Here is a 24,760-nt window from a genome sequence, read left to right as displayed (position 1 = left end):
ACGGCTTATCCTGGCCGCAGAACTGCCGCTAACCCTGCTCCACGCCATCGGCACAAAGGTGCTTCAGGGCATATTGTGCATGTCATGACCCTGCTCCCTTTGCGCGTCGGGTACAGCTTGAATATCAGTTGCGCTGGACTGCGCGGCATCGGCGCTATGACGATTATCATGCTGTAGCCGGGCCTTGTTTTCGCGACTATCAAGGCCCGCGCCGCCCATCCTGTCGATGTGCATCATTTCACTCATGCACATCTGGCCGGGGCGAACGCACATATTGAGCACGGCTTCGAAAAGTCCGCTTTCAACGGCACCGAAGTAACGAACCGGCTCCCTGATGCTCGGCTTTTCGAGCTTCAGATAAGTATCCCTGTTCAGGGCGGTTCCATTCTGCTTCACCTGGCTTATCCAGTTGTCGAAACCCGAGGCGTCAAGCCCGTGAAACTGGAAGCGCATATGCGAAAAGCCTTCGCCGCTATAGTTGGATGAAAATCCTTCATATTCACCGGCCTTGTTGATGACCGCATGAAGCCGCGTCTGCATTCCCGGCATGGCATAAATCATGCCTGCAAGTGCCGGAATATAGAAGGAATTCATAACCGACGAGGCCGTGATCTTGAAGTCGATGGGCGTATCTACCGGTGCCGCCATCTCGTTGACAGTGGCGATACCGTAATCCGGATAAAAGAACAGCCATTTCCAGTCGAGCGCTACAACTTCGACCGTCAGGGGTTTGGTTCCGGCCTCGACCGGCCGCGTGCCATCAATGCGATCCAATGCCCGGTAAGGGTCGAGTTTATGTGTGTTCACCCAGGTGATCGCGCCCAATGCGATGATAATCATCAGAGGAGCGGTCCATATAACCACTTCCAGCGCTGTCGAATGATGCCATTCGGGATCATATCTGGCGGCGTTGTTCGACTGCCTGTACCGCCAAGCGAAGAAAAGCGTCAGGAAGATAACCGGCACGATAATGATCAGCATCAGGATCGTCGATACGACGATGAGGTCTCTCTGCTGCGCTGCAATGTCACCAGATGGCGACATCACGACCATATTGCAGCCAGCCAGCCCCGGCAGAAGAACCACGGCTGGGATCGCTTTTCGCGTGAAACTGAAGAATGCGTTCATGTCTAACCCGACCTACATTCTGTTCCTTCATCATGATAAGGCACAATCGCATTTCGGGAAGACCCATTTTTCAGTTTATGAAAATTGTTCAGTCCAACAGACTACGAGACAACTATATCTGCTTTTTTTTTGACCTGTTCCTTGATAACTTGTCGTTGTGCGACATCATAAAGCACATGATACATTTCCCTCGGAGAGTTTCATGAGTTCGTCCGCAACACCGACATCATCAGGTCTCGAACAGGACGCTCGACGCATCCATAGCGACGGAAAGCCTTTGTCGCCGGGAAATGTCGCCATCGGCGTTGTCATCGGGCGAACCTCCGAGTTTTTCGATTTTTTCGTCTACGGACTTGGTTCCATTCTGGTTTTTCCCAAGCTGATTTTCCCGTTCGCCCCTGATCCGGTAACGGCAACCTTGATGTCGTTCGCGGTTTTTTCGCTGGCATTCATTGCGCGACCTGTGGGTTCGTTCGTCTTCATGTGGATTGATCGCCATTACGGGCGAGGAACAAAACTCACGCTCGCTCTGGTTATTCTGGGCGGCTCAACAGCCTCTATCGCCTTTCTGCCGGGGTTCGAGACGATCGGATATTGGGCTGTGTTTTTGCTCGCCCTGTTCAGACTGGGCCAGGGCTTCGCGCTCGGCGGCGCATGGGACGGTCTGGCTTCTCTCCTGAGCTTGAGTGCGCCCGTGGGCAAGCGTGGCTGGTATGCGATGATCCCGCAATTGGGAGCGCCCATCGGCTTCGCACTGGCAAGCATTCTTTTTGCCTATTTCGTACATAATCTCAGCGAAGCGGATTTTCTTGCATGGGGTTGGCGCTATCCATTCTTTGTGGCCTTCGCGATTAACGTCGTCGCGCTGTTTGCGCGCCTCCGCATCGTTGCGAGCAGCGAGTTCGGCGCAGCAATGGATGCGCAGGAACTTCAGCCGCGACCCGTTTTTGAAATGCTGAGTAAACATAGTATCGATGTGGTTCTGGGAGCCTTTGTGCCGCTGGCAAGCTTTGCGATGTTCCACCTCGTAACGATCTTTCCGCTTAGCTGGGTTGTTCTCTCGGGCGCCCAGCCCGCTGAACGCTTCCTCTGGGTTCAGGTGGCGGGTGCTGCGGTCGGTCTGATCGGTATCATCCTGTCCGGATTTGTTGCTGATCGCATCGGGCGACGTAACGAATTGATGATCGGCGCAATAATTATCGCTCTCTTCAGCTTTTCCGCGCCTTTCCTTCTCGATGCGGGCAGCGCGGGGCAGGACGCCTATATTCTGATAGGCTTTGGTGTTTTGGGGCTGACATTCGGTCAATCGTCCGGCGCGGTGTCTTCCCGTTTCACACAATATTATCGCTATACCGGCGCGGCTCTGACGTCAGACCTCGCCTGGCTTGTGGGTGCAGCTTTCGCCCCGCTCGTGGCACTCGGCCTCGCCAGCAGCCTCGGAATAATTTTCATCGGCGGATATCTTATATCCGGAGCAATCTGCACGCTGGCAGCTCTCAGCCTGTCGCGAGTGCTGGACCAGAACTAGCGGTCTTTTTGCTTCCGACATTTGCCAGCGCTCATATCAGAGGGATGCAAATGTCGGAAGCAAACCTCTAGAATATCCGACCAGAATAGAACGACGATCTGGTCCACAACAACGCGCTGAAACGTGCTATCAGTTTCTACCGGTAGGGCGAAATCCGTGATCGCCCCCTCGAAGGACACTCATGTTTACCTTAGCGATCAAATAGAGCCATTTCCCAATAAAAGGATGCCTGTCAGCCGATGTCGGGGGAGGGGTGCTGTCGGGGGAGATGTTGCCTTCACAAAGCCTAAAGGCGGACCGGCCTGAGCGAATGGTTGGATCGCGGTCTGTGAGGAAGCAAGGGCGGACGGAGATACGGCGTCCGGCTTGTCATTTCCGAAAACCTTCACAAGAACGAACAGCGCAGCGGTCTCTAGTATCCATCTTTATCAACCATTCGTAGAAAATCCAGGAAAAAGCGTCATTCCACCGTCGATGAAAAGCGTGGTCCCAACGACATAGTCAGATTCGTCCGACGCGAGCCAAACAGCAGCTCGCGCAACGTCCTCCGGTTCGCCGATCCGCCCGTAAGGGATCAGTGTGAGCAATCTTCTCAGAGCTTCTTCCGTTTCCCAGGCTGATGAATTAATTTGCGTCCTTATAGCGCCAGGCGCGATGGCGTTAACGCGGATATGTTTCGGCGCCAGTTCCTGCGCTATGCTTTCCATCATTAATTTGACGCCACCTTTCGAGGTAGCGTAATTCGCATGGCCCGCCCACGGTATTGCCTGATGTACTGAGCTCATGCAGATAATTTTACCCGCTGCACAGGAAACGGAGGGTATTATGCCACGCCGAAAAAACTCGCGTGTCGCAGCACGGGTGCAAAGAAATTGTCCAGTTAGATTGACATCGAGGACCTTATTCCACTTCTCAAGTGACATTTGAGTAAAACTAGAGTCGCATTGCAGGCCCGCATTGGCCACGAGGATGTCGACAGTGCCAAATTCACTTATGGCGCGTTCGAACATGACATCGACTTCAGCTTCTAGCGAAACGTCTGCTTTTAGTGCCAGGGCTTTGCTGCCTGCTTGACGAATTTGATCGACCACTGCACTCGCGTCGTCGTCACTAACAACGTAGTTCACAATCACATCGGCACCCGCCTGGCCCAAAGCTATTGCGACACTTTTTCCGATGCCAGAGCTTGCTCCAGTGACTACAGCTTTTTGACGTGCTGAACTGATGGGGTGGATGCCCCCTCCGGTCGGCATCGGAGTATGATGCCTGCCCAGCGCCATGGTGGCGCTCATGGAGGAAAGGCAGATGACACAGGTGCATATCCTTGCGATCGACCTCGCGAAGCGGAGCTTCCAAGTCTGTGGAACGGATCGCGGCGGGGCGGTTCTATTCAACCGGCTTCTCTCGCGAGCCCGATTACAGCAACTTTTGAACGAGCAGTCGCCGTGTATCGTCGCGATGGAGGCCTGTGCCACCAGCCATTTCTGGGGCCGCTTTGCTCAAGGCTGTGGCCATAATGTACGGCTAATTCCACCGATCTACGTGAAGCCGTTTGTCAAACGGCAGAAGAATGACGCAGCCGATGCAGCGGCGATCGCGGAGGCTGCACGGCGACCGAACATGCATTATGTCGAGGTCAAGAGCGCTGAACATCAGGCGCGTGCGGTGGCGTTTCGAACGCACCAGTGCTTCGTGCGCCAGCGCACCCAGCTCATCAATGCGTTGCGCGGGCACCTCGGCGAATTTGGAATCGTCGTTGCTCAAGGACCAGCCAATCTCACTACGGTGGTAGGTATTCTGGCCGATCAGACAAATGATCTCCCTGATGGAGTCAGAGAGATTGGTCAGCTCTACCTGGACCAGATCGGGCTGCTGACCGAGAAGATCGATGGGCTGATGCTGAAGCTTCGAGAAGCTACCAAGGCGAATGAAGATATGCGTCGACTTTGCACCGTTCCCGGCATCGGCCCCGTAACCGCCGGCGCGATCCTCGCGTTTGCTCCCGATCTTCGTGCATTCAAGAGCGGCCGGAACTTTGCTGCTTGGCTCGGCCTTGTGCCCAGGCAGCACTCAACGGGTGGCAAGACAAGACTGGGCGGTGTCAGCAAGATGGGGCAGGCCGATATCCGAAAGCTCCTCATCGTCGGAGCCATGAGCCTGATCCGCTGGATAGTGCGCAAGGGCGTGTTACCGGACAACTGGCTTGGAGCAATTCTTGGACGAAAGCCTCGGATGGTGGCGGCTGTCGCGCTCGCCAACAAGATGGCGCGTATCATATGGGCAATGATGACCAAGGAGCAGAATTACAGAATGGCGTAATCCGCTGCCTTTCTCGAAAGGTGATGCGGTGATGCCTGGGGCCAAAAGCTCCGGTGGGAAGATCGACTGACGGAACGATGCGGAAAGGACTTCAATGTTCAGAATGGGGTAAACCAGTCCCGGCGCTCGAGCACAAAGCTCTCTGAACCGATGTGGTCCCTGTTCTTCGAACTGCATCCCGGCCCGTGGCTAATCAGGCCACATCGAGAGGCCTGACACACGACCGATAGAATTCCTCGTTTCGCGGACTACCGTCAAAAAATCTTCTTGCCAAACCGGGGGCATCCACACACGCCCCGCCGCGATCCGTTCCACAGACTTGGAAGCTCCGCTTCGCGAGGTCGATCGCAAGGATATGCACCTGTGTCATCTGCCTTTCCTCCATGAGCGCCACCATGGCGCTGGGCAGGCATCATACTCCGATGCCGACCGGAGGGGGCATCCACCCCATCAGTTCAGGTATCAACGACAATGTGACGCTTACGTCCGCTAATCTTCTTTGCCGCGTCAAAGCCCCGTATTCCGCCACTTTCCGTGGTTCTAACTGACTGGCTGTCGATGACGCCAGCCGTTGGACTGGGCTGCCTGTCAGCCTGCTCACGCGCCAGCATCACAAGCGTGTTGTTGATGGTACGCAGCAAGCCTTCATCGCGCCAGCGGTAGAAGTATTTCTGTACCGTCGAGAATGGTGGGAAATCGGTTGGCAGAAGCCGCCACGCACCGCCAGATGATGCGATATAAAGAAGCGCGTTTACCACCTCACGCAGATCCGTTTTGCGAGGGCGACCAAGGTATCTGGGCGAAGGCATCAGCGGTTCGATCACTGACCATTCCGCATCCGTTAAATCAGTTGCATAGCGCGAATTGCGACGTACATAGTGGCGGCGAGCGGTTACTGTCCAGGCCATTGTGATCTCCATCGAATGTAAGCAATCCGATTGGATCATAACCTACTGTAATCGCTCAACCCTTTTTGGAACAGGCTCTTAAGCCGGAGTTTCACCACAGGATTAAACATTCCCAATTTATTCATGTTTAATATCAATTTCGTGAGCCAACTATTTGTTGCGTGTCCGAACAGACACTGCAGACCGCCATCTATCAGAAATCGGATTACGGTGTGCCAGAGTAAATTACCTTGCCCAGGGAATTCCTGGTTGCGCCAATCGTTGGCACTGCATGTTCCAAATGCCCAGGAGCCATTAAATGATCGACGGGATGACCTTTTAGAAGCAAATAGTCAGTAATAATACGCCGATGACACCGCCACCACACCGCTTCTGAACACATTAGTGTCAAACGACGATTGTTGCCGAGGTGAGTTAACTTCTTAAATGCCAAGTCAAACTCTTCTCCCAATGCATAATCGGCATAATTGTGAAAGCTTTGCACCCGCCAGAACGCGTTTACTTGTTCATCGACATTGGTTTGCTTGGATCTTCGTCCACCTAACGCAGCGCAGTGGACATACTCAATGCCAATTTTCTGCAGCTCTCCCGGAAGATTGCCAATATTATACACTGGATTTGTGCGTGAACGCGGAAATGATCTCACGTCGACAAGGATCTCGGTGCCGCTCTCGCTCAACATATCGAGAAATACACAAAGGCTGCGGTTCGAGTGTCCAATGGTCGTATATTGTGCGATCATTCTTCCAGTCTCGACAAAGCGTTTCCCTTGTGAGCGGCGATATGATCAGTCTTATCGCTCCTGATCTCATATTGCGGATCATCTTCCGACGCGCGATGACGATGACCTTTAAAATTGAAATCCGCCACATGGACCTTAATAATATGCCCACTCACGCGACCGGCTTCTGAGTTCCAGCCCACATGATCTCCAACGGCAAATTTTGACATGGCTTTCCCTCAAGGCACCTATGCTTGCGACTGCTTATAATTGAATCTGGACCAGAAGCCTTGAAAATCAACCCTTCGCAAATCTTGCAAATTCATTGATTTCGTTATTTCCGTTTATTATCTGTGCCGTATCCAAAGTGGATAAGGGGCGACATTTAACCATTTAAAGTTGGCACCGGACGAGATCGGCAGAACGATTTTGGAACACCTTCACTGTTCAGATTGTGATAGATCACTGCTTCGTCGGCAATTAATCCAATTATCTTGCCGCTTTATGAGATATGTATCGAAATCATGTTCGGCTTGACTCTTTTGGCACTGACGCTTCCAGGGTTCCGCATATTCATTTTCCTGGTGAATAGTATCGGATTCTCTCGCCACCGTAGAAATTACAGGATGACGGATTAACCATATGCGCTTGACGCTTTATACGGACTTTTCGCTTCGCGTCTTGATCCATCTGGCACTTCACGAGGATCGCCTGTGCTCGATTGGAGAAATTGCAAACGCATATTCGATTTCCCACAACCATTTGATGAAAGTCGTCAATGGTCTTGTGAGCGGCGGTTTCATTGAAACTGTTCGCGGCCGAAGCGGAGGCCTGCGTCTGGCGCGTGCTGCGAAGATGATATCGGTCGGCGCCGTTGTCCGACATACTGAAGAAGGGCTCCATCAACTGGCAGATTGCCCGGAATGCGCACTTTCACCCGCTTGCGGCCTCACAGGCGTGCTCGCTCAGGGGGTTGAAGCGATGCTTCGTGTCTTCGATAGCTATACGGTTGAAGACCTGCTGACGGACAAGATAGTCATGCGCCGATTAACTGAACGCAAGCCGCCGCTGGGCTTTGACCTGGTGGAATAGTCCGGGGAACGGGCTTTCACCCGTTCCATACTTTGTCGTCGCACAACGTTCGAGGGCGACCTCACGCTGCCAGGAGTTCGTCGGCAGGTCCGAAAAATTCATAGTGAATTCGCTCGGAAGGCACACCAGCAAGCGAGAGCGCTGACACGGCGGCACGCATAAACAGTCGCGGTCCACAAATATAGTAGTCGGCGTTTGTCACTGGCGTGTGGTTGATGAGCCATTCATCGGTTATCAGTCCCGCGTAATCGTAGTCATCGCCCGCATTTTCACCGGCAAGTGGCGTCTGATGAAAATCGCTCACACGAATATCGCTGCCCTTAGCCGCAAGCGCACGTACATGATCGCGCATCGCGTGGGTCTCACGGTTATGTGTCCCGTGAATATATTGCGTTGGAAGTGCGGGATGTTGATCGGCAATGGTTTCGAGCATAGCGACCATTGGCGTAAGCCCCACGCCGCCAGATAACAGGACAACCGGGCGGGTCGGCTGTTCGGCGAGGAAGAATTCACCTGCTGGCGCTGCCACCTTGATGACGGTACCAACGCTTGCCTGATCGTGAAGCCAGCTCGAGGCTGCACCACCCGGCTCCTTCTTGACCGAGATGCGATAGGTCTTGCCGTTGGTTGCACTTGAAATGGAGTAGTTTCGCTTGATTGGCGCCTGATTGTCGATTTCAAACCAGAAAGTCAGATACTGGCCCGGCTTGTGCTCCATGACCGGCCCGCCATCCACGGGGCGGAGAACGAACGACGATATGGTGCTGCTCTCACGAATAATTTCTTCGATACGAAAATCCCGCCAACCATTCCAACCGCCATCGGCGACTTTCTGCTCGTCATAGATACGATTTTCCCGCGCCATCAATATGTTCGCCAGGAACCAATAAGCTTCTCCCCAGGCTTCCAGAACTTCATCCGTTGCAGCGTCGCCTAAAACAGCTTTGATCGCACCCAGCAGCGCCTCGCCCACATGCGGGTAGTGTTCCGGCAGGATCTGAAGGCCGACATGCTTTTGTGCGATCCGCTCCACTGCCGGAGCCAGCGCACCCAGATTGTCGATATTACCGGCATATGCAAGAATGGCTCCCGCCAGCGCCCTGGGCTGCGATGAGGCGTCGCCATGGTGAGACTGGTTGAACAAATCCCTGATCTCAGAGTTCTGGAACATGCGCGAATACATCTCATGAACAATATCAAGTCCATGGGCGTTAAGCGCGGGAACGGTAGCCTTGACGATAGCAACCGTGTTTTCCTTCAGTGTCTGCGACATGTGTGTCTCCGTATCAAATGCATGTCAGGCGGCCCGATCATTCTCCGGCCTTGTTGCGCATTTCGACGGTAAGGTCGCCGGAATGCGCGTTACATAATAAAATCATGTATCTAATATGCATCTATATGCTTGAGCGGAGGCACGCAAGAAATTTGCGTCGATTAATAATCTCGACGGCAGAACTATCATCAAAATCGTGTGAACCAATATTGTCGTTATGAAGCTGGCGATAGCTATTAAGGCGTCAGGCCATAGTCCCTCAATTTTGTGCCACAACAACAGCACCTGCCTCGATATGAATGCAGGAATTGAAAGAAGCTTGCGGTATGCGCTTGGAGCACCACCGCGACGCAAACCGTGCGAACTGTGGCGTAAGAGGTATTATTCCGAACGGTCGGCAAGCGAGCATTACCTATCCGCTCGCCGACAAATGTTCGCGAGCTTCATCAAGAAGGATCGAGGAACTTGACAGCGAGTTAGTCGGATAGGCTGATGGCTAACGCCTGCTTCAAATCCGCGATTAGATCAGATTCTGCTTCAATACCAACTGACACCCGCACAAGATTATCACGGATACCTGCAGCCAATCTCGCTTCTTGTCCCATTCCCGCATGGGTCATGGTTGCTGGATGCGCAACCAGGCTCTCAACGCCGCCTAATGATTCAGCAAGCGTAAAAATCTGAACCGCTTCCAGGAAAGACCGGACACGTGTTAAGCCACCGTGCAGTTCAAAACTGAGCATCGCGCCATAACCCTTTTGCTGGCGTGTCGCTATTTCATGTCCAGGATGTTGTTCCAGGCCTGGATAATACACTTCCTTGACAGCCGGATGCCCGGCGAGAAACGCGGCAATAGCCATAGCGTTTCTCACCTGATGTTCAATGCGAGGGAAAAGGGTACGAATACCTCGCAATGTAAGATAGGCATCAAAGGGAGACGCAGTCACGCCGGTCAGATTTGCCCAGAACCGTAGCTGCTCCGTATCGGCCAATGTCGCGCAGACAACTGCCCCGCCAACCACGTCTGAATGTCCGTTGAGATATTTGGTCGTGGAATGGATGACAAAATCCGCACCTAGAGAAATCGGATTCTGCAAGGCAGGTGACAGAAAGGTATTATCGACGGCTACTCTTGCACCGACCTTCTTTGCCTGATCTGCGATTGCCGCAACATCAACAACTCGCATCAACGGGTTGGAGGGAGTTTCAACGATCAGCAACTTTGGTCGATGCGAAAGCGTCGATGCCACAGCCTGTGCATCTGACTGGTCGACAAGTTCCAGTTTGAAATAGCCTTTATCGCGCAGCATAGTAAGCAATCTGTATGTGCCCCCGTAACAATCATGGGGCGCAACAACGAGATCGCCAGGAGCAACAGTGGATAAAATCAGATTGACAGCCGCCATTCCCGAACTCACAACAATCGCTCCGGCCCCTTTCTCCAGCTTTGCGATTGTATCTGCGAGCAAATCCCGTCCGGGGTTGGCCGTGCGGCTATACTCATAACCTCGATGCGCATCAAAGCCCGTAAATGCAAAAGTGCTACTGAGATAAAGCGGCGGCGTCACAGCGCCAAAACTGGTATCTGACGCTACGCCGTGTGCTGCGGCAATAGTTTTTGCATTACGCTCGCTCATCCGATCTGCTTTCCATTTCATTCTTGTGCTTGCAACTTTAACCAAGGCGCCACAATTGGTCGTTATGCATTCAAGGGGTTCGATCGCTCATCTATATCCCGTGCGTTGACTGATTGGCTACTCAACGGGCTATTAACCAGGAAACATGGTGAACACCGGGGCAACCTCCGCCTCGAACTTTATGACATTTCCTAATCTTCCAGATAAACCATTCTCGCTTATTAACCGGTGCAGTTAAACGCCGATTTAATTGTCCCGATAATCGGCTCGAAGGCTCCTGACGCAATGTCACGGACGAGCAAACGACCTTCGGCAACGCCGAAAAATGCGCCATGTAGTTTCAGTTTGTCTTCGTCCACGCGTCTTTTCACCCATGGAAAAGTCATCAGATTCCGCAAGCTCAGTTCGACCGAGGCGAATTCAAGTCTGCGAAGATACTCACCGTGGTCATGATGATGCTTTTCGCCAAGCGTGTCAGCGGCTGGGGCGATTTGGGACATCCATCGACCAATAAAATCGCCAGGAGACAGCGGCGCCTGTTTGTCAGCGAAAGCACGAATACCACCGCATTGTGCGTGACCGAGCACCACGATGTGTTTTACGTGCAAGGCTTGCACGCCGAACTCCAGTGCCGCGCTTGTGCCGTGCTGCGTTCCGCCGTGAGGCTCAAAAGGAGGAACGATGTTGGCAACGTTTCGAGCGACCAACAATTCGCCGGGGGCTGCATCGAAGATGACCTCCGGAGACACGCGAGAGTCAACGCATCCAATGACCATGATTTCTGGATGTTGACCTTTCTCGGCCAAATCCTTGTAACGCTCGTGCTCGTTACTGAATCGCTTATCCAGGAAAGCTTTATAACCTTCGACCAAACGCTCCGGAAACATTTTTCCTTCTTTCTGACTTATATCATTGTTTGTAGTGCCGTTAGAACGGCGGCTTGCCCAATAAGCTCAATGAACCAGTATATCCGACAGGAACTGTAGACGCTTGCCACGGTTCGCCCAACGCATGTTTGAAAACTGAGTTGAGCGCCGAATAAACTTGTGCGTGAACAAATGGTTTTGCAATGATAGCTCTGCCGGGAACGCAATGTAACGACCGCTCGGTTGCGCGAGCCTCCGTGATATAAATGACTAGTATTATCGTCGCAAGTTCTCTGGCTCGCCACGCCAATTGCCACCCGTCCGGGCGACGTCCATGTCGAGTATCGGTAACCAGTGCACAAAATCGGAATATGTCGGCATCGATCTCTGGGGTTGCCAATTGTCCATCAGTCGCCAATAACACATCAAAGCCTCGTTCGTGCAGAAACCCCTCAAGCTGAACACCAGTAAAGGTCCATCTTCAACGAGCAAGACCAAAGGTGTGGGCATCGCAATTCCCTGCGAGAGTGCCATCTAAGATAACATCTGAGCCGACAAATCGGAGCGCTGTTCTGGCCAAAAAGTTTCATGACGGTCGCAATTTCTTCGGCCCGCATCTGCGTTAGATTTGGAATAGCCCCCTAATTGCCCGGACATTTTCTGCCACTTAAATGTGAGCGCGACGAACATCCCACCTTTTCTTTTGTGAATGATGCCGCGAGATAAGCTCCTTCATTGATAGGAGCGGACCGGGATGATTGGAGATCGCGCTGATGCCATGCTTGAAGACATGGATGAAGCCAGGCATGAGGGAAAGTATCGTCGGATCGAGGTGATTACCGGCCGGCGGCAGCGGCGGAATTGGACTGACGAGGAGAAGGCGCGGATCCTTGCGGAAAGCGCGGAACCTGATGTTAACATCTCGGCCGTTGCCCGGCGCTGGGGCGTCAATCGCGGCTTGCTGAACGTCTGGCGCCGGGACGCTGGGCTGACCTCTCAACGATCTGCGAGGTCCAGTGCGCAGCAGGCGATGTTCGTGCCGGTGACGGTAGTTGGCGATCGAACGCCGGCTCCAGGCTCGCCGTCAGATGTCGCCCACTTTGCCGCGGGTCGAATTGAGATCGAGATTGCTGGCGCGCGCATGACGGTTATCGGCCCGGTAGCACCTGAACTGGCGCAAGCGATGGTGGCGGCCTTGCGAGGTCGCCGGTGATCGGAGTTTCGCCGAGTGGCGTGAAGATCATGGTGGCTACGCAACCGGTCGACTTCCGGCGCGGCATGAATGGCCTTGTGGCTTTGGTGGCGTCAGCGCTCGCGGCCGATCCCTATTGTGGCGACGTGTTCGTTTTCCGCGCCAAGCGTCTGGATCGACTTCGCTGCATTTACTGGGATGGGTCAGGCATGATCCTGGCGACAAAGTGGTTGGAGAGCGGAAAGTTTGTTTGGCCCCCGATCCGCGATGGTGCGATGCAGATGAGTGCCCAGGAGTTCTCGCTTTTGCTAGCTGGCATTGACTGGACGCGGGTCAAGCGAAACGCGGTGAGACGACCCTCAAAAGTAGGCTGATCCTATTGGTTTTGCTTGAAGATTCAGGCTAATATGATAGGGTCGGTCATGCTGCTTCGACCCGATCCCTTGCCCCAGGATGCTGCGCAATTGACCCGGATCATTCTCTTACTCGACGAAGAGAATGCCGATCTCAAAGCGCGTATTGCCTTCCTTGAGCGCCAGCTCTTCGGGACGAAATCGGAGAAGATGACGATCATCGATCCAGCCCAGGCAACGCTCGACCTGGGCGATCTAAGCGATATTCCCGTTGCAGCCAATGACGATGCCGCACCGGCCGGTGAAGACAAAACACAGGCACGGCGATCGTCTGCCCGCAATATCGGCCGCTTGCCCAAGCATCTTCCGCGCTATGAAGAGATCATTGAGCCGGAGAGCAAGATTTGCCCCTGCTGTTCGTTCGAACTGCATTGCATCGGCACGGACGTCAGCGAGGCGCTCGACATCGTACCTGCTGTTGTCCGGGTCAAACGGACGATCCGGCCGCGCTATGCATGCCGGGCCTGTGAGAGTGCCATCGTGCAAGCACCTGCACCGGCGCGCGTGATGGACGGTGGCATGGTGACCACGGCGTTTGCCGCGCATGTCGCTGTTTCGAAGTTTGCCTGGCATCTCCCGCTCAATCGACAGGCGCAAATGCTGGCCTCCTGCGGTGTCATCATCGATCGCGGTACGCTTGGCGCCTGGGTGATGCGGGTCGCCTGGTGGCTGGAGCTTCTCTATGACGCGCTTACCGCCTTTATCCGCTCGCAGCCGAGAGTGTTCTGTGACGAGACGCCGTTGCCGCGGCTCGAGCCGGGGCGCAAACGAACCAAGGTCTGCCAGTTATGGGCGCAGGCGGTTGACGACCGTCCCTGGAATGGTCCGGCACCGCCGGCCGTGGCCTATATCTTTGCCGAAAGCCGCAGCGCCCGCGAGATCGAGGGGCAATTGTCGTCGTTTACCGGCGTGCTTCAAGTCGATGGATACCAAGCCTATAAAACCATGGTCAAACGTCGGGGCAAGAGCAATGTCGCACCCATGCGGCTGGCCTTCTGCCTTGCTCATGCGCGGCGCAAGTTCGTCGATGTCGTCAAGCTGACGGGTTCTTCGGAGGCTTTGTCGATCCTTGCCAGGATTGCGGAAGTCTATCGGGTCGAAGCAAAACTGCGCGGCGAAAGCGCCGATACCCGGCTCGTCGTGAGACGTCGCGAGGCTGCTCCAGTCATGAGAGAGCTGAAAGTCCACCTCACCGAACTGCGCGACGAGGTGTCGGCGAAATCGGCGCTTGGCAAGGCCGTCAGCTACACGCTCAACCATTGGAGCGGGTTGACAGCCTGCCTTGATGATGGCCGGGTCGAGATCGATTCCAATGTGGTCGAGCGTTCAATGAAATCCGTGGCCCTGACGAGGAAGAATTCGCTGTTCGTGGGCAACGAGCGGGGTGGAAAGACTTTCGCTGTCCTCGCATCGCTCGTCAACACCTGTAAACTGAATGGTGTGGACCCCGAGGTCTGGCTTGCCGATGTGCTGGAGCGCATCATCTCCGGCAAAGTGAAAGCCAACGAAATGGAAAGTCTCCTGCCGTGGGCCTGGAAGGCTGAGCGTGAAGCGATGACGCAGCAGGAGCGACGGGCGGCATGATGCACAACAGCCAGGGGACGACGGATCGACCGAAGCTTGATGACGCGGCGTTCGAAGCCTTTATCAGGGGACGCCGTCCGGCATCGCCAATCTGGTCAATGAGCGGTCTCGATGGTTATCTTACGGCTCTGATCATTGGCCCAAAGTTCATCGACCCACGCAAATGGATCCCGGAACTGACTGGCCCGGACGCCCTGAACCTGCCGATGGAAACAACCGAACATCGGGCCGTGCAGACGATCGTTGCGGAATATAACCGTATCTCGGGGAGCCTCTCTGAAACCCCGAAAGACTACCGGCCCAGGTTCACCAGGATCGATGATCAAACCTTTGATCCGTTCGATTGGGACCTCTGCTTTTTGCTGGCAACAGGATACGCGCCGAGACTTTGGCAGCCGGTTCTTCGCGGTCATGCCGTCACCGGCGATATCATTGCGCCAATTCGCAAGCTCGGCGAGACAAAACGCAAAGCCACCCGCCAGGATGCCGCTGACGTCGCTGAAGCACTCGTCAATATCCGAACCTATTTTATGCCGAAGCGGGCAAAGCAAAAGTTTTGACTGCCAGCCGGAAACCCATTCCGTCAATCACGAAAGACGTGGGCTATTCGTTGCGCTCACACTTAAATAAGTGATAGGACTACTGTTCACATTATGACTGGTAATAGCATTAAGATGGAAATTCTTTCCGGCCCTGAGCGGCGTCGACGTTGGAGTACAGCGGAGAAGCTTGCGATCGTCCACGAAACCTACGAGGCGGACGCGACAGTCAGTCTGGTCGCCCGTCGTCATGGCATTGCGCCTAACCAGTTGTTCGCGTGGCGCAAACTTGCATCGCAGGGTGCCTTGGTTGCCACCGCAGCCGAAGAGGAGGTTGTCCCTGCCTCGGAATACCGGGCGCTTCAGGCTCAGGTGAAGGAATTACAGCGCCTGCTGGGCAAGAAGACAATGGAAGGGGAAATTCTCAAGGAGGCCCTCGAAATCGCCAACGGCCCAAAAAAACGACTGCTGCACTCAATCTCGCTGCCGAAGGACGTTTTGCGATGAAGGCGCTATGCGAGACGTTAGGCGTTGCCCGGTCGAACATCGCTGCACGCGCCACAGGCACCCTTTCCAGAGCCCGAGGGAGACCTCCGCTTCCCGACGCTGATCTGGTTGCTCAGATCAAGGCGGTCATTGAAGAAATGTCGACCTATGGCTATCGGCGCGTTCATGCCATTCTGCGGCGCAAAGCCCGTGAACAGGGGCGTTCATGGCCGAACGCCAAACGTGTTTATCGCGTGATGAAGCGGCATGATCTGCTCCTTCAGCGCCATACCGGAGCTGCCGGTGAACGCAGACACGACGGGCAAGTCACCGTCGAGCGCTCCAATACCAGATGGTGTTCCGATGGCTTCGAGATCACGTGCGACAACAAGGAAAAGGTCCGCGTTGCATTTGCGCTCGACTGCTGTGATCGGGAAGCAATCGCTCATGTGGCCACGACAGAAGGCATCAAGAGCGAAGATGTGCAGGATCTTGTCATCACGGCGGTAGAAAACCGCTTCGGGCGCATCAATATGCTGGCAGAGCCCATCCAGTGGCTTACCGACAACGTCCTAAGTGCGGAAGAAAATGGGCTTGGCAGACAAAGTTTCTCTGCTCGTCAGCATGCTCACGCTGCATGACGCTCGTCAAGTCACATCGTCGAACCAGGCGGCTTCCACTGGCATGGGAAAAGGTCTCGTCCATAGCAAACACAGGGTCCATCCTTTTGGCCCTCACCGTCCTTAACACGAGCTTCTGATCCAGGTGGAAGACCCAAGCATTGTCTACAGGATCATCCGAAGGATGCCCTCACGGCTCTAACTGACAGAGGTTCTTCCACCTGGTACCCGTCCTTCAACGAAGGGCCGGTAGTCTGAACCGCTTTTGACGACGGCGTGTACGACACGCGCCATCTTGGCGGTAATAGCGGTCATTGCCTTGCGGCGCAGATCAGGATTGTCACGATCTCTCGCGATGTAGCGTTCGAATTTATGTCGGAAGCCGTTCTCACGCTGGCGGATGGCAACTTGCCCAGCAATCCACAGGGTTCGTCGCAGCCGCGCGTTGCCGAATTTGGAAAGTCGGGTCTGGCCGCGATACTGGCCCGATTGCTGTGTCGACAGGTCCAGCCCGCAGAATTTGAGAAACTGACGGTGATGATGAAAGCGGCGCAGGTCCCCAGCCTCCGCAATTATCGTTAGCGCGTTGATCGGACCGATCCCAGGAATCTGCCGCAGGATCTGATAATCACGGCTGTTTCGCAGCAAATCATCGGCCTGTGCTTCGATCTCGTTGCGTTGGCGGATCAGGCTGCGGGCTTCGGCGACAACCATCCGAAACATGCGAATTGCAGGCGCATCCAGCGGCAATGGCAAGCCAATCGAGGTGCGGGCAGTCTCATAAATATCCATTAAAATCTGTGACTTGCTCACTTTCCTGCCGACAACATCCCATGCCGCTTCGACGAACTTCTCCTTCGTCAGTGTCGTGATGCTCGATGGTGTGGGGAAGGCGTCGAAGAACGCGAAGAACCAGTCGCTCCGACTGTTACCCCGGAAACGCTCGATCTCTGGAAAATACAGCGGCAGGTAATGCGTCAGGATGCGATGTTGGATCTCGGTCTTGGCGTTAGCAATGGCTTCGTGTGTCTTCGACAATTCTTGAACGTCGTTGATGCCAGCACGCAAGGGATCATGGTAGACCTGAGTCGAGTGGATCCTCAACATGTGCAGGATCACCTGGGCATCCTTGGGATCGTTTTTGTCCCAACTGTTGTGCAAGGCTTCTCGCGTGCGGGCAAGCGCTAGCGACGACACTAACCGCGTTTCGAAGCCGGCTTCCACCAACCGCCAGGCAATCGGACGATGATAGTTACCCGTTGCCTCAAAGGCGCAGACCACCGGTCGGTCATATGATTGCAAAATCGCGATCAGATGGTCATGTTCTGCACGCGTATTGAGAACAGACAACCGACGGCGGCGTTTATGGCCGGGTGCTTCGATCAACACTTCATTGCGAACCTTGGCGATGTCGATGGCTACCAACACGGCATCGGCAGGTATAGAATTCTGACTGGTCATGGTCGGTCTCTCCGGAATGAGTTGTGAACACTCACATTCTAGAGCTACTTCGACTGGCCATGGCCACCTCAAACGGTGCGCGCTTGCAGCAAAAAAGCTGCGCGCACCGTTTGAGGTGGCTCCAACTCTTCCTTCCGTAGGTGCTATGGTTCATGCTTCATTGCGAAAAACACCGCGTCTCTGCTCCGGGATATCGGTATGGAACAGTGCAGAACACCAGTGCGCAGCCCGCAGTCAAATGGAATGGCTGAGGCTTTCGTTAAAACATTCAAGCGCGATTATGTCCGAATAAATCCGACGCCGGACGCCGAAACCGTCATGGCTCAACTGCCATTATGGTTCGAGCACTATAACAATCTTCACCCGCACAAGGCTTTAGGATATCAATCTCCACGAGAGTTCCTGAGCCGAAATGCTCAAACCTGAAAATGTCCGGTTTTTAAGGGGCAACTCCAAGATTTGACACTGCCCACGGTTAGACAGGCAGCGCTGTGTAGGTATCGTTAGGATGCAAAATATTCACACCGGATCGGGCATCGCGTTGCAATTCTTTGGTAGCCGCGCAACTTCTTGAAGTTTTCCATTTGTTTGTAATAAACTCGTGCGAAATGGACGTCAAACAACAAAATCCGGAATAGGCGGCCATCGTCACCCATATAAAATATCCGATGCTGTATCTGGTCGAAGGCGCGCCGGACAACATTTCAGTCAAACTGACCTTATCACGGTATCACTCTGTTTCAACCGCTAAGCATAATTCATGAGCCATATAATTAGACAAGATCGACTACTTGTGATTGAAATATTAGTGGGAACGTCTGCGGGGCTTCGTTGATGACCAGAGATATTGACGTAATCACGCATCATGCCGCAATTTGAGCTTTGGGAGTTCTTGCTGACGCTGATATTCCAGAGAATAAACTGGAATTACTGAGAGCCTGAATCATAATGAATGTAATGATATCAGGCTCTTGCGATACGCCGTGTGAGGAAGCGGATATTTGCGATGTATATCCACGCTTCGGAAGAAGCGATAGTTTTCTCGAAGTCTTTGGCCAGTCTGCGACACCTTCCCAGCCATGCAAATGTTCGCTCGACCACCCATCGGCGTGGCAGGGCTTCGAAACCGTTGGCCTGATCGGAGCGCTTGACGATTTCCAGTGTAAACTTTCCGACCTTTTCCAGCCTGCCTCTGAGCTTGGGGCCTGCATATCCGCCGTCAGCAAAGATATGTCGCAGCCACGGCCATCGTTTGAGTATGGTTTTCAAGACGTCCGGTGCGCCATCGCGATCCTGAATACCCGCAGAATGGATCACCAGACCAACCATCAAGCCAAGGGTATCAACGACAATGTGACGCTTACGTCCGCTAATCTTCTTTCCCGCGTCAAAGCCCCGTATTCCGCCACTTTCCGTGGTTCTAACTGACTGGCTGTCGATGACGCCAGCCGTTGGACTGGGCTGCCTGTCAGCCTGCTCACGCGCCAGCATCACAAGCGTGTTGTTGATGGTACGCAGCAAGCCTTCATCGCGCCAGCGGTAGAAGTATTTCTGTACCGTCGAGAATGGTGGGAAATCGGTTGGCAGAAGCCGCCACGCACCGCCAGATGATGCGATATAAAGAAGCGCGTTTACCACCTCACGCAGATCCGTTTTGCGAGGGCGACCAAGGTATCTGGGCGAAGGCATCAGCGGTTCGATCACTGACCATTCCGCATCCGTTAAATCAGTTGCATAGCGCGAATTGCGACGTACATAGTGGCAGCGAGCGGTTACTGTCCAGGCCATTGTGATCTCCATCGAATGTAAGCAATCCGATTGGATCATAACCTACTGTAATCGCTCAACCCTTTTTGGAACAGGCTCTGAGGCTCGGCGATCCGGCAAAAATATTAGGCACGGAGCGATGGCGCGATTGGCTGCTTCGGTGAGAAAGGCGGAGCGCAGGCCGTGCGCTTTGTGGGGAGATTTTCAGCTGTCCCGTTCGAAGCACTCCCCATAGTTGGACATCAGTCGGGAGCAGAAGGACCAATTGGCAATCGATCGAAGGCAATCGACATCGCGATTGCCGTCCTTCAGGCTGAGCTTGAAACCTGTAATGCCGCCTACAAACTTCCACGGAATGGATATTAATTTCGTTCATTGGAAAATATAGTTGATCCAGACAATATCGTAAGTATTTCATCAAATTCCGCAAGCGAAGTAACAGACGATTTATTCCTTTCCTTTGTCATCGCTGTTTGTTATCTTCAATAATTTCTCATTAGGGGGTTCAGTACTAACAGGGGGTGGGTACAATGATCCGTAGTGACGATAAATTCACCGTATTTCAGCGGATACGTTATGCGGTTCTTATCGAAAAGACCCTTAGCGAACCGTTTTCTGCCAAGGACATTCGTCGCTTTGCACGAGGGTGGACCTACACCTGCTATCACTCATTTCTAGCCTACAATTGTTCAGACAAGTTGCCTGAGGAAGAAGCTCTTTTCGTTCGTGTGGAAAGGGGGCGCTACCGTCTTTTATGAGGCTGGCGCTCGTGATAAAGTAGACGCATCTGAGAAGTAGAAGATATGGTCGCGAGAGCGCCAAGGATTAAGCGAACCGTTGACGGGCGCGTTTGATTTTGTGTCCGGTGGCGATCAGCTCCAAGATCTGCAGTGTTGATCACCCTTATCTACGGGATTGTTTCGAGATCCGTTTCGTGAAACTCGTTATCCGTCGCCAGGATCGGCACACGATAATACTTCGCGCACGCGTAATGAACGCAATCTGCCAGATTCAGACCATGACGGCCTTTCCTGTAGGTATTGGCCGCGTGGAGCGAAAGCGTTGTGGTTCGCCTTGCTGGCGGCAGGTCGCAAAGTTCGATGGCGCGTGCGTCCAGAAACTCCATGATAATTGGCTCAACCTGATCGATTGTAAGGTCGAACTTGTCTGGCCGGGATAAGGCGAGGGCGGTTTCCAGAACGGCAAGCGGTGATGTAAAGCGCTTTTTAGCATTCATGATCGCGGTGGAAACGCGTTCGGCTTCTGGTTCGTCGGACAAAACAGCGACGAGGGCGCAAGCGTCAATAAACATGCCGCTCACGATTCCCACATTTCGTCATAGGCTTCCTTCGGTAACGGCTTTTTTGCTGCTTCCTTGCCTGAAACGTGATATTTTTCTCGCAGACGCGCTGCGGTCTGGGCCGGAGTTTCGACGTTCAGACGGCGCTCGATCGCTTCGCGCATGGCAATGACGATCGCGTCGGAAATGCTTACTTTCGCGATCTTTGCGAACTTGCGCGTCAACTGGTCGGCGGTTTCGTTTGTGACATTGATTGCCATGGCTGGCACTCCATGTAGATACTTCTTCACTTTAATGTAGATACTTTTCTCTACATTCGCAACGGGGAACCGGTCGTGCGGGAGAAACGCACGACCGGCCTGCGGCTTATTCAGCCGCTTGGGAAAACTCCGCTGCGTTGTCCTCGCTTTCGGTATCTTCGTCGGCTTCGTCATCCATGGTTTCGGCTGCGGCTTCATCTGCGATCCGAACGGGGACAGGGAGCCATCTGCTACCGAAAACAAGGCGCTCTGCGATTGATACCGCTTCGCTTTCTTCTTGGCCGCACAGACTGACAATTCCGCCTCCTTGCCCTTGGCTTCGGCTACTGCCAGTTCAATCGTCGTCCTGTTGACGTGATTGAACTAGGCCGTAAACTCATAAAACTGCTTGGCATTTGAATGAGCTGATGATTCAAAGGCCTCTCGAAAGGGAGGCTTTTGATGTCTCGTCGCCGTTACGAATTGACTGATCGTGAGTGGTTGATCATCGCGCCGCTGTTGCCGAACAAGCCTCGTGGTGTGCCACGTGTTGATGATCGGCGGGTTTTGAACGGCATCCTGTGGCGATTTCGCACGGGATCGCCGTGGGCCGAGGTTCCCGAACGCTACGGCCCGCCGACCACCTGTTACAATCGCTTCGTTCGCTGGCGAAAGGCAGGGGTCTGGGATCGCCTGCTTGCAGCGGTTTCAGAGGCTTATGACGGCGACATCGTCATGATCGATTCCTCCTGTGTCCGTGTCCACCAGCACGCAGCCACGGCAAAAAGGGGGATGGAAACGATGGCTGCATGGGACGTTCCCGTGGTGGCCTGACCAGCAAGATCCATGCTCTCGTCGATGCCGAAGGCCGCCCCGTAACCCTGCGCCTGACGGCTGGGCAGGTTGCCGACTGCAGGGAGGCCGAAGCCCTGATCGACGCTCTCGGCGAGGGCGACATTCTTCTGGCCGACAAGGGCTACGACAGCGACGCCATCCGCGCCAAGGCAAGGGAGCGAAAGGCCTGGGCTAACATCCCACCCAAGGCAAACCGCAAGGGCACGTTCGCCTTCTCGGCGTGGCTCTATCGCCAGCGCAACCTCGTCGAGCGTTTCTTCAACCGCATCAAACACTTCAGGGGTATCGCCACACGATACGATAAAGACCCCGCCAACTATCTCGCCGCCGTCAAACTCGTCGCGGCACGCATCTGGTGTCAGTCGTAATGAGTCTACGGCCTAGTTGTCGCCGGTCGCCTCGAACCATTCCGACATATCGACGCCAAGCGCCCGTGCCAATTGATCGGCCTGTCCAACATCATTCTTACACGGGCAGAACTTCGGCATAACCGCATTGACCGAATGAGCGGCGGCAAAAGCCAGAAGCGAAAGAAGCATGTTCTGCGGCTGCTCGCGCAGCCAGTCGAACAGGTCATCGGGATTGCCGGGGAGAATGTCGCCGTAGCGATCCGACAGGTCGTTAAAGGCCGACAAGCCCTTGCAGTTCGCAGGGCTGTGTCGCAAAATTTTCACTTCTGCTGAGCTATGTGAGCGTCAGTGCGCATAATTGAGTGAGGCGAATGCGAATGACGGTCGCTTTCAAAGGTACCCATTTTCCAAAAAGTATCATCCTGCATGCAGTCTTCTTTTACGTGCGTTACCCGGTTTCCTATCGTGACCTTCAGGAAATTCTGGCAGAACGCGGCATTGCTGTGGATCATGCGACCTTGAACCGATGGGTTGTCCGGTACTCACCGCTGATCGCTGCCCAGGCGCAATCGCGCAAGCGACCCACGGCCCGTTCCTGGCGTGTTGACGAGACCTATATCAAGGTTCGTGGTCAATGGACCTATCTGTACCGAGCCGTTGACCGAGATGGCCAAACACTGGATTTCATGCTCTCCGAACGCCGGAATCTGGCTGCAGCACGGCGTTTCTTCAAGAAAGCCGTCGCAGCCAACGGTGTTCCAGACAAAATTGTCATTGATAAAAGCGGAGCCAATCTGGCCGGAGCACAAGCTGTAAACACAATCCTGAAAATCACCGGTCACAGCAAAATGATTGAAATCCTGCAGGTTAAATATCTCAACAACATCCTTGAGCAGGATCACCGGTTTATCAAGCGAATTACCAAACCGATGATGGGCTTTAAGGCGTTTCATTCAGCCGCAGCGACAATCGCGGGCATAGAAGTGGCGCATATGATCCGTAAGAAGCAGTTCGCAAATGACACCGCTCGCCATTTAAAGTCTTTGCGGAGCTCGCAGCATAATTGCGTCTGAAGATCTGGCCGCTTCTAACATCATGATAAATTTGCGACATAACCGGCATAATGTGCGCTCTATGCTGGCCTCCGAATGGCGGTCATGACCATTCGGAGGCCATTCGTCGTTAGGTCAACCGAACGGAGATACCACCATCCGCAATCATCGGGCTTCCCGTCATGAAGCTTGACCTATCGGAAAGCAGAAAAAGGGCAGCCTGAGCAATTTCCTTCGCGCTCGCCATTCGCTTCATGGGATGCAGGTTCGCGATAAATTCCATGACTCCCGGATTTCCTTCGCCTCCCGCCGGCGTGATCGTGCCTCCCGGCAACAGCGCGTTGACACGAATGCCTTCCACCGCATGGTCGGACGCCAGCGACTGCACTAGTCCGATCAACCCGGCCTTGGATGCTGCATAGGCCCCCATGCCCGGCATACCGCCATTGCTGTAACCGACGAAGGACGAGGTGAAGACGATCGAGCCACCTCCCTGCTTCTTTACGGCCGGTATTTGAGCTTTCGCTGCGAAGAAGGCGGCCGTCAAGTTGACCTCCATGACATCATTCCAGTTGCCGATTTCCATATCGGGGACCGGACCCATAGTTCCCACGATGCCGGCATTGTTGAACGCGCCGTCCAACCGGCCGAACTCCTTTGTGGCGAGATCGACAAGGGCGTCGGCGTAGCCCTCATCCTTGACGTCGCCGACTAAGAGCACGGCTCTGCCATTGGCTTGCTTGATCGTTTTCGCGAGTGCTTCAAGCTCCCCGGATCGGCGCGCACCGAGAACCACATTGGCCCCTTCGGACGCGAACAGCAGTGCCGCCGCCGCACCAATCCCGCTGCTCGCCCCGGTGACAATGATAGTCTTACTTTCCAGTTCCATGACGTGTCGCTCCTAAACATTGCGTCATGGCTGTCTAGCGAAGGGGCAGACGGCGCAGCCACCCGTTTATTGCTTTCAAACTATCTTTCGGGAAAATAAGGCCGATCTTGTCGCAAAATTCGTGTGCGAAAGTCAAAGCTTTGTAGATATTTGCGACATGTCGCGACCACAAACCGGACCCAATTTTCTGACCGTGGCGATGCCACAGAGCGAAAAAAAGCATCCATTATCATTCAGATGAATAGGAGCGGAAAATGAACTCTCCACTGAAAACAGCCATCTTTATCGGCTCGCTAATGTTCCTGTTACAATTCGTCGTGGGCACCCTTGCAGGACATTTCTTCTTTGGCCCGCTCATCGCCATAGGCGGAGCACTATGGCTCGGTTATCAGGTTTATCAAACTGAGAAGTCGTATTGCTCATGGTGAAATGATATATTAATGTTAAATATCAATAACTTAGTTCCATAATAGAACTTATGCGATTTTCTTTTATAACAGCAACATACAGATGCGACAGATGGGCAAGATAGAGATGCGAC

General features: G+C 54.0%; 22 protein-coding genes and 5 pseudogenes. 13 read left to right on the top strand and 14 right to left on the bottom strand.

Annotated elements, in window-relative coordinates; translation table 11 throughout:
* Positions 1-63: 63 nt before the first annotated feature.
* Positions 64-1,128, bottom strand: coding sequence for a ubiquinol oxidase subunit II (cyoA, locus tag MKS82_RS27875; RefSeq protein ID WP_151648949.1), 1,065 nt, complete (start codon positions 1,126-1,128; stop codon positions 64-66).
* A gap of 202 nt (positions 1,129-1,330) precedes the next feature.
* Between cyoA and MKS82_RS27870 the strand changes: the two genes are divergently transcribed.
* Positions 1,331-2,656 (top strand): MFS transporter, encoded by a 1,326-nt coding sequence (locus MKS82_RS27870; RefSeq protein WP_061345703.1) that lies wholly within the window; start codon positions 1,331-1,333, stop codon positions 2,654-2,656.
* Positions 2,657-3,084: 428 nt separating this feature from the next.
* On the opposite strand, the gene MKS82_RS27865 is transcribed toward MKS82_RS27870, so the two are convergent.
* A complete protein-coding gene (locus MKS82_RS27865) occupies positions 3,085-3,936 on the bottom strand; it encodes an SDR family oxidoreductase (protein WP_240579564.1) in 852 nt (283 codons plus the stop codon).
* Between the two features lie 25 nt (positions 3,937-3,961).
* On the opposite strand from MKS82_RS27865, the gene MKS82_RS27860 reads away from it, so the two are divergent.
* Positions 3,962-4,975: an IS110 family transposase gene (locus MKS82_RS27860; protein ID WP_151616072.1), complete on the top strand. Its 1,014-nt coding sequence runs from the start codon at positions 3,962-3,964 to the stop codon at positions 4,973-4,975.
* Positions 4,976-5,433: 458 nt separating this feature from the next.
* On the opposite strand, the pseudogene MKS82_RS27855 reads toward MKS82_RS27860, so the two are convergent.
* The 3 genes and pseudogenes from MKS82_RS27855 to MKS82_RS27845 all read right to left on the bottom strand — a co-directional run.
* A pseudogene (locus MKS82_RS27855) lies at positions 5,434-5,883 on the bottom strand (IS5 family transposase); the annotation flags it as partial.
* A gap of 205 nt (positions 5,884-6,088) precedes the next feature.
* Entirely contained in the window at positions 6,089-6,625 is a 537-nt protein-coding gene (locus tag MKS82_RS27850; RefSeq protein ID WP_240579563.1) for a DUF488 domain-containing protein, read from the bottom strand.
* A complete protein-coding gene (locus MKS82_RS27845; protein WP_176038484.1) occupies positions 6,622-6,834 on the bottom strand; it encodes a hypervirulence associated TUDOR domain-containing protein in 213 nt (70 codons plus the stop codon). The genes MKS82_RS27850 and MKS82_RS27845 overlap by 4 nt, the downstream gene beginning before the upstream one ends.
* A gap of 412 nt (positions 6,835-7,246) precedes the next feature.
* Between MKS82_RS27845 and MKS82_RS27840 the strand changes: the two genes are divergently transcribed.
* Positions 7,247-7,696, top strand: coding sequence for an Rrf2 family transcriptional regulator (locus tag MKS82_RS27840; RefSeq protein ID WP_151558783.1), 450 nt, complete (start codon positions 7,247-7,249; stop codon positions 7,694-7,696).
* A 61-nt stretch (positions 7,697-7,757) separates the two neighbouring features.
* Here MKS82_RS27840 and hmpA read toward each other — a convergent pair whose 3' ends face one another.
* The 3 genes from hmpA to MKS82_RS27825 form a co-directional block, all read right to left on the bottom strand.
* Complete coding sequence (gene hmpA, locus MKS82_RS27835; RefSeq protein WP_151558785.1) at positions 7,758-8,969, bottom strand: NO-inducible flavohemoprotein; 1,212 nt, start codon at positions 8,967-8,969, stop codon at positions 7,758-7,760.
* Between the two features lie 476 nt (positions 8,970-9,445).
* Positions 9,446-10,606 (bottom strand): cystathionine gamma-synthase, encoded by a 1,161-nt coding sequence (metB, locus tag MKS82_RS27830; RefSeq protein ID WP_151558797.1) that lies wholly within the window; start codon positions 10,604-10,606, stop codon positions 9,446-9,448.
* A gap of 221 nt (positions 10,607-10,827) precedes the next feature.
* The gene (locus tag MKS82_RS27825; protein ID WP_151558799.1) at positions 10,828-11,493 is read right to left on the bottom strand and encodes a carbonic anhydrase; all 666 of its coding nucleotides are present in this window, start codon (positions 11,491-11,493) and stop codon (positions 10,828-10,830) included.
* Between the two features lie 733 nt (positions 11,494-12,226).
* Between MKS82_RS27825 and tnpA the strand changes: the two genes are divergently transcribed.
* From tnpA to MKS82_RS27800, 5 genes and pseudogenes are all read left to right on the top strand, one after another.
* Positions 12,227-12,685, top strand: a complete 459-nt coding sequence (gene tnpA / locus MKS82_RS27820; protein WP_168436537.1) for an IS66-like element accessory protein TnpA — start codon at positions 12,227-12,229, stop codon at positions 12,683-12,685.
* Positions 12,682-13,038 (top strand): IS66 family insertion sequence element accessory protein TnpB, encoded by a 357-nt coding sequence (tnpB, locus tag MKS82_RS27815; RefSeq protein WP_105528926.1) that lies wholly within the window; start codon positions 12,682-12,684, stop codon positions 13,036-13,038. The genes tnpA and tnpB overlap by 4 nt, the downstream gene beginning before the upstream one ends.
* Before the next feature lie 48 nt (positions 13,039-13,086).
* On the top strand, positions 13,087-14,661 hold the full coding sequence (tnpC, locus tag MKS82_RS27810) for an IS66 family transposase (RefSeq protein ID WP_240578979.1): 1,575 nt from the start codon (positions 13,087-13,089) through the stop codon (positions 14,659-14,661).
* Positions 14,658-15,221 carry a UPF0149 family protein gene (locus MKS82_RS27805; protein ID WP_105528924.1) on the top strand — a complete coding sequence of 188 codons (564 nt, stop codon included), beginning with the start codon at positions 14,658-14,660 and terminating at the stop codon, positions 15,219-15,221. Before tnpC ends, MKS82_RS27805 begins: the two co-directional genes overlap by 4 nt.
* 93 nt (positions 15,222-15,314) lie before the next feature.
* Positions 15,315-16,255 (top strand): annotated as a pseudogene (locus MKS82_RS27800) (IS3 family transposase); the annotation flags it as partial.
* 224 nt (positions 16,256-16,479) lie between these two features.
* On the opposite strand, the pseudogene MKS82_RS27795 reads toward MKS82_RS27800, so the two are convergent.
* Positions 16,480-17,767, bottom strand: a pseudogene (locus MKS82_RS27795) (IS110 family transposase).
* 147 nt (positions 17,768-17,914) lie between these two features.
* On the opposite strand from MKS82_RS27795, the pseudogene MKS82_RS27790 reads away from it, so the two are divergent.
* A pseudogene (locus MKS82_RS27790) lies at positions 17,915-18,193 on the top strand (integrase core domain-containing protein); the annotation flags it as partial.
* 537 nt (positions 18,194-18,730) lie between these two features.
* Here the strand turns inward: MKS82_RS27790 and MKS82_RS27785 are convergent.
* Positions 18,731-19,555, bottom strand: a complete 825-nt coding sequence (locus MKS82_RS27785) for an IS5 family transposase (RefSeq protein ID WP_024899206.1) — start codon at positions 19,553-19,555, stop codon at positions 18,731-18,733.
* A 509-nt stretch (positions 19,556-20,064) separates the two neighbouring features.
* On the opposite strand from MKS82_RS27785, the gene MKS82_RS27780 reads away from it, so the two are divergent.
* On the top strand, positions 20,065-20,292 hold the full coding sequence (locus MKS82_RS27780) for a hypothetical protein (protein ID WP_084486910.1): 228 nt from the start codon (positions 20,065-20,067) through the stop codon (positions 20,290-20,292).
* A 149-nt stretch (positions 20,293-20,441) separates the two neighbouring features.
* Here the strand turns inward: MKS82_RS27780 and MKS82_RS27775 are convergent, their stop codons facing one another.
* Positions 20,442-20,846 (bottom strand): type II toxin-antitoxin system VapC family toxin, encoded by a 405-nt coding sequence (locus MKS82_RS27775; protein WP_151558905.1) that lies wholly within the window; start codon positions 20,844-20,846, stop codon positions 20,442-20,444.
* Between the two features lie 5 nt (positions 20,847-20,851).
* Complete coding sequence (locus MKS82_RS27770) at positions 20,852-21,094, bottom strand: type II toxin-antitoxin system VapB family antitoxin (RefSeq protein WP_024899204.1); 243 nt, start codon at positions 21,092-21,094, stop codon at positions 20,852-20,854.
* Between the two features lie 441 nt (positions 21,095-21,535).
* Between MKS82_RS27770 and MKS82_RS27765 the strand changes: the two genes are divergently transcribed.
* Positions 21,536-22,296 (top strand): IS5 family transposase gene (locus MKS82_RS27765; protein ID WP_119038246.1). Its coding sequence is split into 2 segments (ribosomal slippage): positions 21,536-21,851 and positions 21,851-22,296, totalling 762 coding nucleotides; the frame shifts between segments, so codons are not numbered across the junction.
* Between the two features lie 12 nt (positions 22,297-22,308).
* Here MKS82_RS27765 and MKS82_RS27760 read toward each other — a convergent pair.
* Positions 22,309-22,593, bottom strand: a complete 285-nt coding sequence (locus MKS82_RS27760) for a hypothetical protein (RefSeq protein WP_192799350.1) — start codon at positions 22,591-22,593, stop codon at positions 22,309-22,311.
* Between the two features lie 62 nt (positions 22,594-22,655).
* On the opposite strand from MKS82_RS27760, the pseudogene MKS82_RS27755 reads away from it, so the two are divergent.
* Positions 22,656-23,341, top strand: a pseudogene (locus tag MKS82_RS27755) (IS6 family transposase).
* A gap of 119 nt (positions 23,342-23,460) precedes the next feature.
* On the opposite strand, the gene MKS82_RS27750 reads toward MKS82_RS27755, so the two are convergent.
* Complete coding sequence (locus MKS82_RS27750) at positions 23,461-24,219, bottom strand: SDR family oxidoreductase (RefSeq protein ID WP_151558853.1); 759 nt, start codon at positions 24,217-24,219, stop codon at positions 23,461-23,463.
* 254 nt (positions 24,220-24,473) lie between these two features.
* On the opposite strand from MKS82_RS27750, the gene MKS82_RS27745 reads away from it, so the two are divergent.
* Positions 24,474-24,647 carry a hypothetical protein gene (locus MKS82_RS27745; RefSeq protein WP_161662561.1) on the top strand — a complete coding sequence of 58 codons (174 nt, stop codon included), beginning with the start codon at positions 24,474-24,476 and terminating at the stop codon, positions 24,645-24,647.
* Positions 24,648-24,760: the final 113 nt, after the last annotated feature.

The organism is Ochrobactrum sp. A-1, assembly GCF_022488005.1.
GTDB lineage: Bacteria > Pseudomonadota > Alphaproteobacteria > Rhizobiales > Rhizobiaceae > Brucella.
This window is presented reverse-complemented; position numbering and strand designations above follow the sequence as displayed.

What these genes read in the sequence shown, in the direction of transcription:
- tnpC (WP_240578979.1), top strand. Translation starts at nt 13,087, where the DNA reads ATGCTGCTTCGACCCGATCCCTTGCCCCAGGATGCTGCGCAATTGACC.
- MKS82_RS27860 (WP_151616072.1), top strand. Translation starts at nt 3,962, where the DNA reads ATGACACAGGTGCATATCCTTGCGATCGACCTCGCGAAGCGGAGCTTC.
- tnpA (WP_168436537.1), top strand. Translation starts at nt 12,227, where the DNA reads ATGATTGGAGATCGCGCTGATGCCATGCTTGAAGACATGGATGAAGCC.
- MKS82_RS27785 (WP_024899206.1), bottom strand. Translation starts at nt 19,555, where the DNA reads ATGGCCTGGACAGTAACCGCTCGCTGCCACTATGTACGTCGCAATTCG.
- hmpA (WP_151558785.1), bottom strand. Translation starts at nt 8,969, where the DNA reads ATGTCGCAGACACTGAAGGAAAACACGGTTGCTATCGTCAAGGCTACC.
- MKS82_RS27745 (WP_161662561.1), top strand. Translation starts at nt 24,474, where the DNA reads ATGAACTCTCCACTGAAAACAGCCATCTTTATCGGCTCGCTAATGTTC.
- MKS82_RS27845 (WP_176038484.1), bottom strand. Translation starts at nt 6,834, where the DNA reads ATGTCAAAATTTGCCGTTGGAGATCATGTGGGCTGGAACTCAGAAGCC.
- metB (WP_151558797.1), bottom strand. Translation starts at nt 10,606, where the DNA reads ATGAGCGAGCGTAATGCAAAAACTATTGCCGCAGCACACGGCGTAGCG.
- MKS82_RS27825 (WP_151558799.1), bottom strand. Translation starts at nt 11,493, where the DNA reads ATGTTTCCGGAGCGTTTGGTCGAAGGTTATAAAGCTTTCCTGGATAAG.
- MKS82_RS27840 (WP_151558783.1), top strand. Translation starts at nt 7,247, where the DNA reads ATGCGCTTGACGCTTTATACGGACTTTTCGCTTCGCGTCTTGATCCAT.
- MKS82_RS27775 (WP_151558905.1), bottom strand. Translation starts at nt 20,846, where the DNA reads ATGTTTATTGACGCTTGCGCCCTCGTCGCTGTTTTGTCCGACGAACCA.
- MKS82_RS27850 (WP_240579563.1), bottom strand. Translation starts at nt 6,625, where the DNA reads ATGATCGCACAATATACGACCATTGGACACTCGAACCGCAGCCTTTGT.
- MKS82_RS27865 (WP_240579564.1), bottom strand. Translation starts at nt 3,936, where the DNA reads ATGGCGCTGGGCAGGCATCATACTCCGATGCCGACCGGAGGGGGCATC.
- MKS82_RS27870 (WP_061345703.1), top strand. Translation starts at nt 1,331, where the DNA reads ATGAGTTCGTCCGCAACACCGACATCATCAGGTCTCGAACAGGACGCT.
- MKS82_RS27750 (WP_151558853.1), bottom strand. Translation starts at nt 24,219, where the DNA reads ATGGAACTGGAAAGTAAGACTATCATTGTCACCGGGGCGAGCAGCGGG.
- cyoA (WP_151648949.1), bottom strand. Translation starts at nt 1,128, where the DNA reads ATGAACGCATTCTTCAGTTTCACGCGAAAAGCGATCCCAGCCGTGGTT.
- MKS82_RS27805 (WP_105528924.1), top strand. Translation starts at nt 14,658, where the DNA reads ATGATGCACAACAGCCAGGGGACGACGGATCGACCGAAGCTTGATGAC.
- MKS82_RS27770 (WP_024899204.1), bottom strand. Translation starts at nt 21,094, where the DNA reads ATGGCAATCAATGTCACAAACGAAACCGCCGACCAGTTGACGCGCAAG.
- MKS82_RS27780 (WP_084486910.1), top strand. Translation starts at nt 20,065, where the DNA reads ATGATCCGTAGTGACGATAAATTCACCGTATTTCAGCGGATACGTTAT.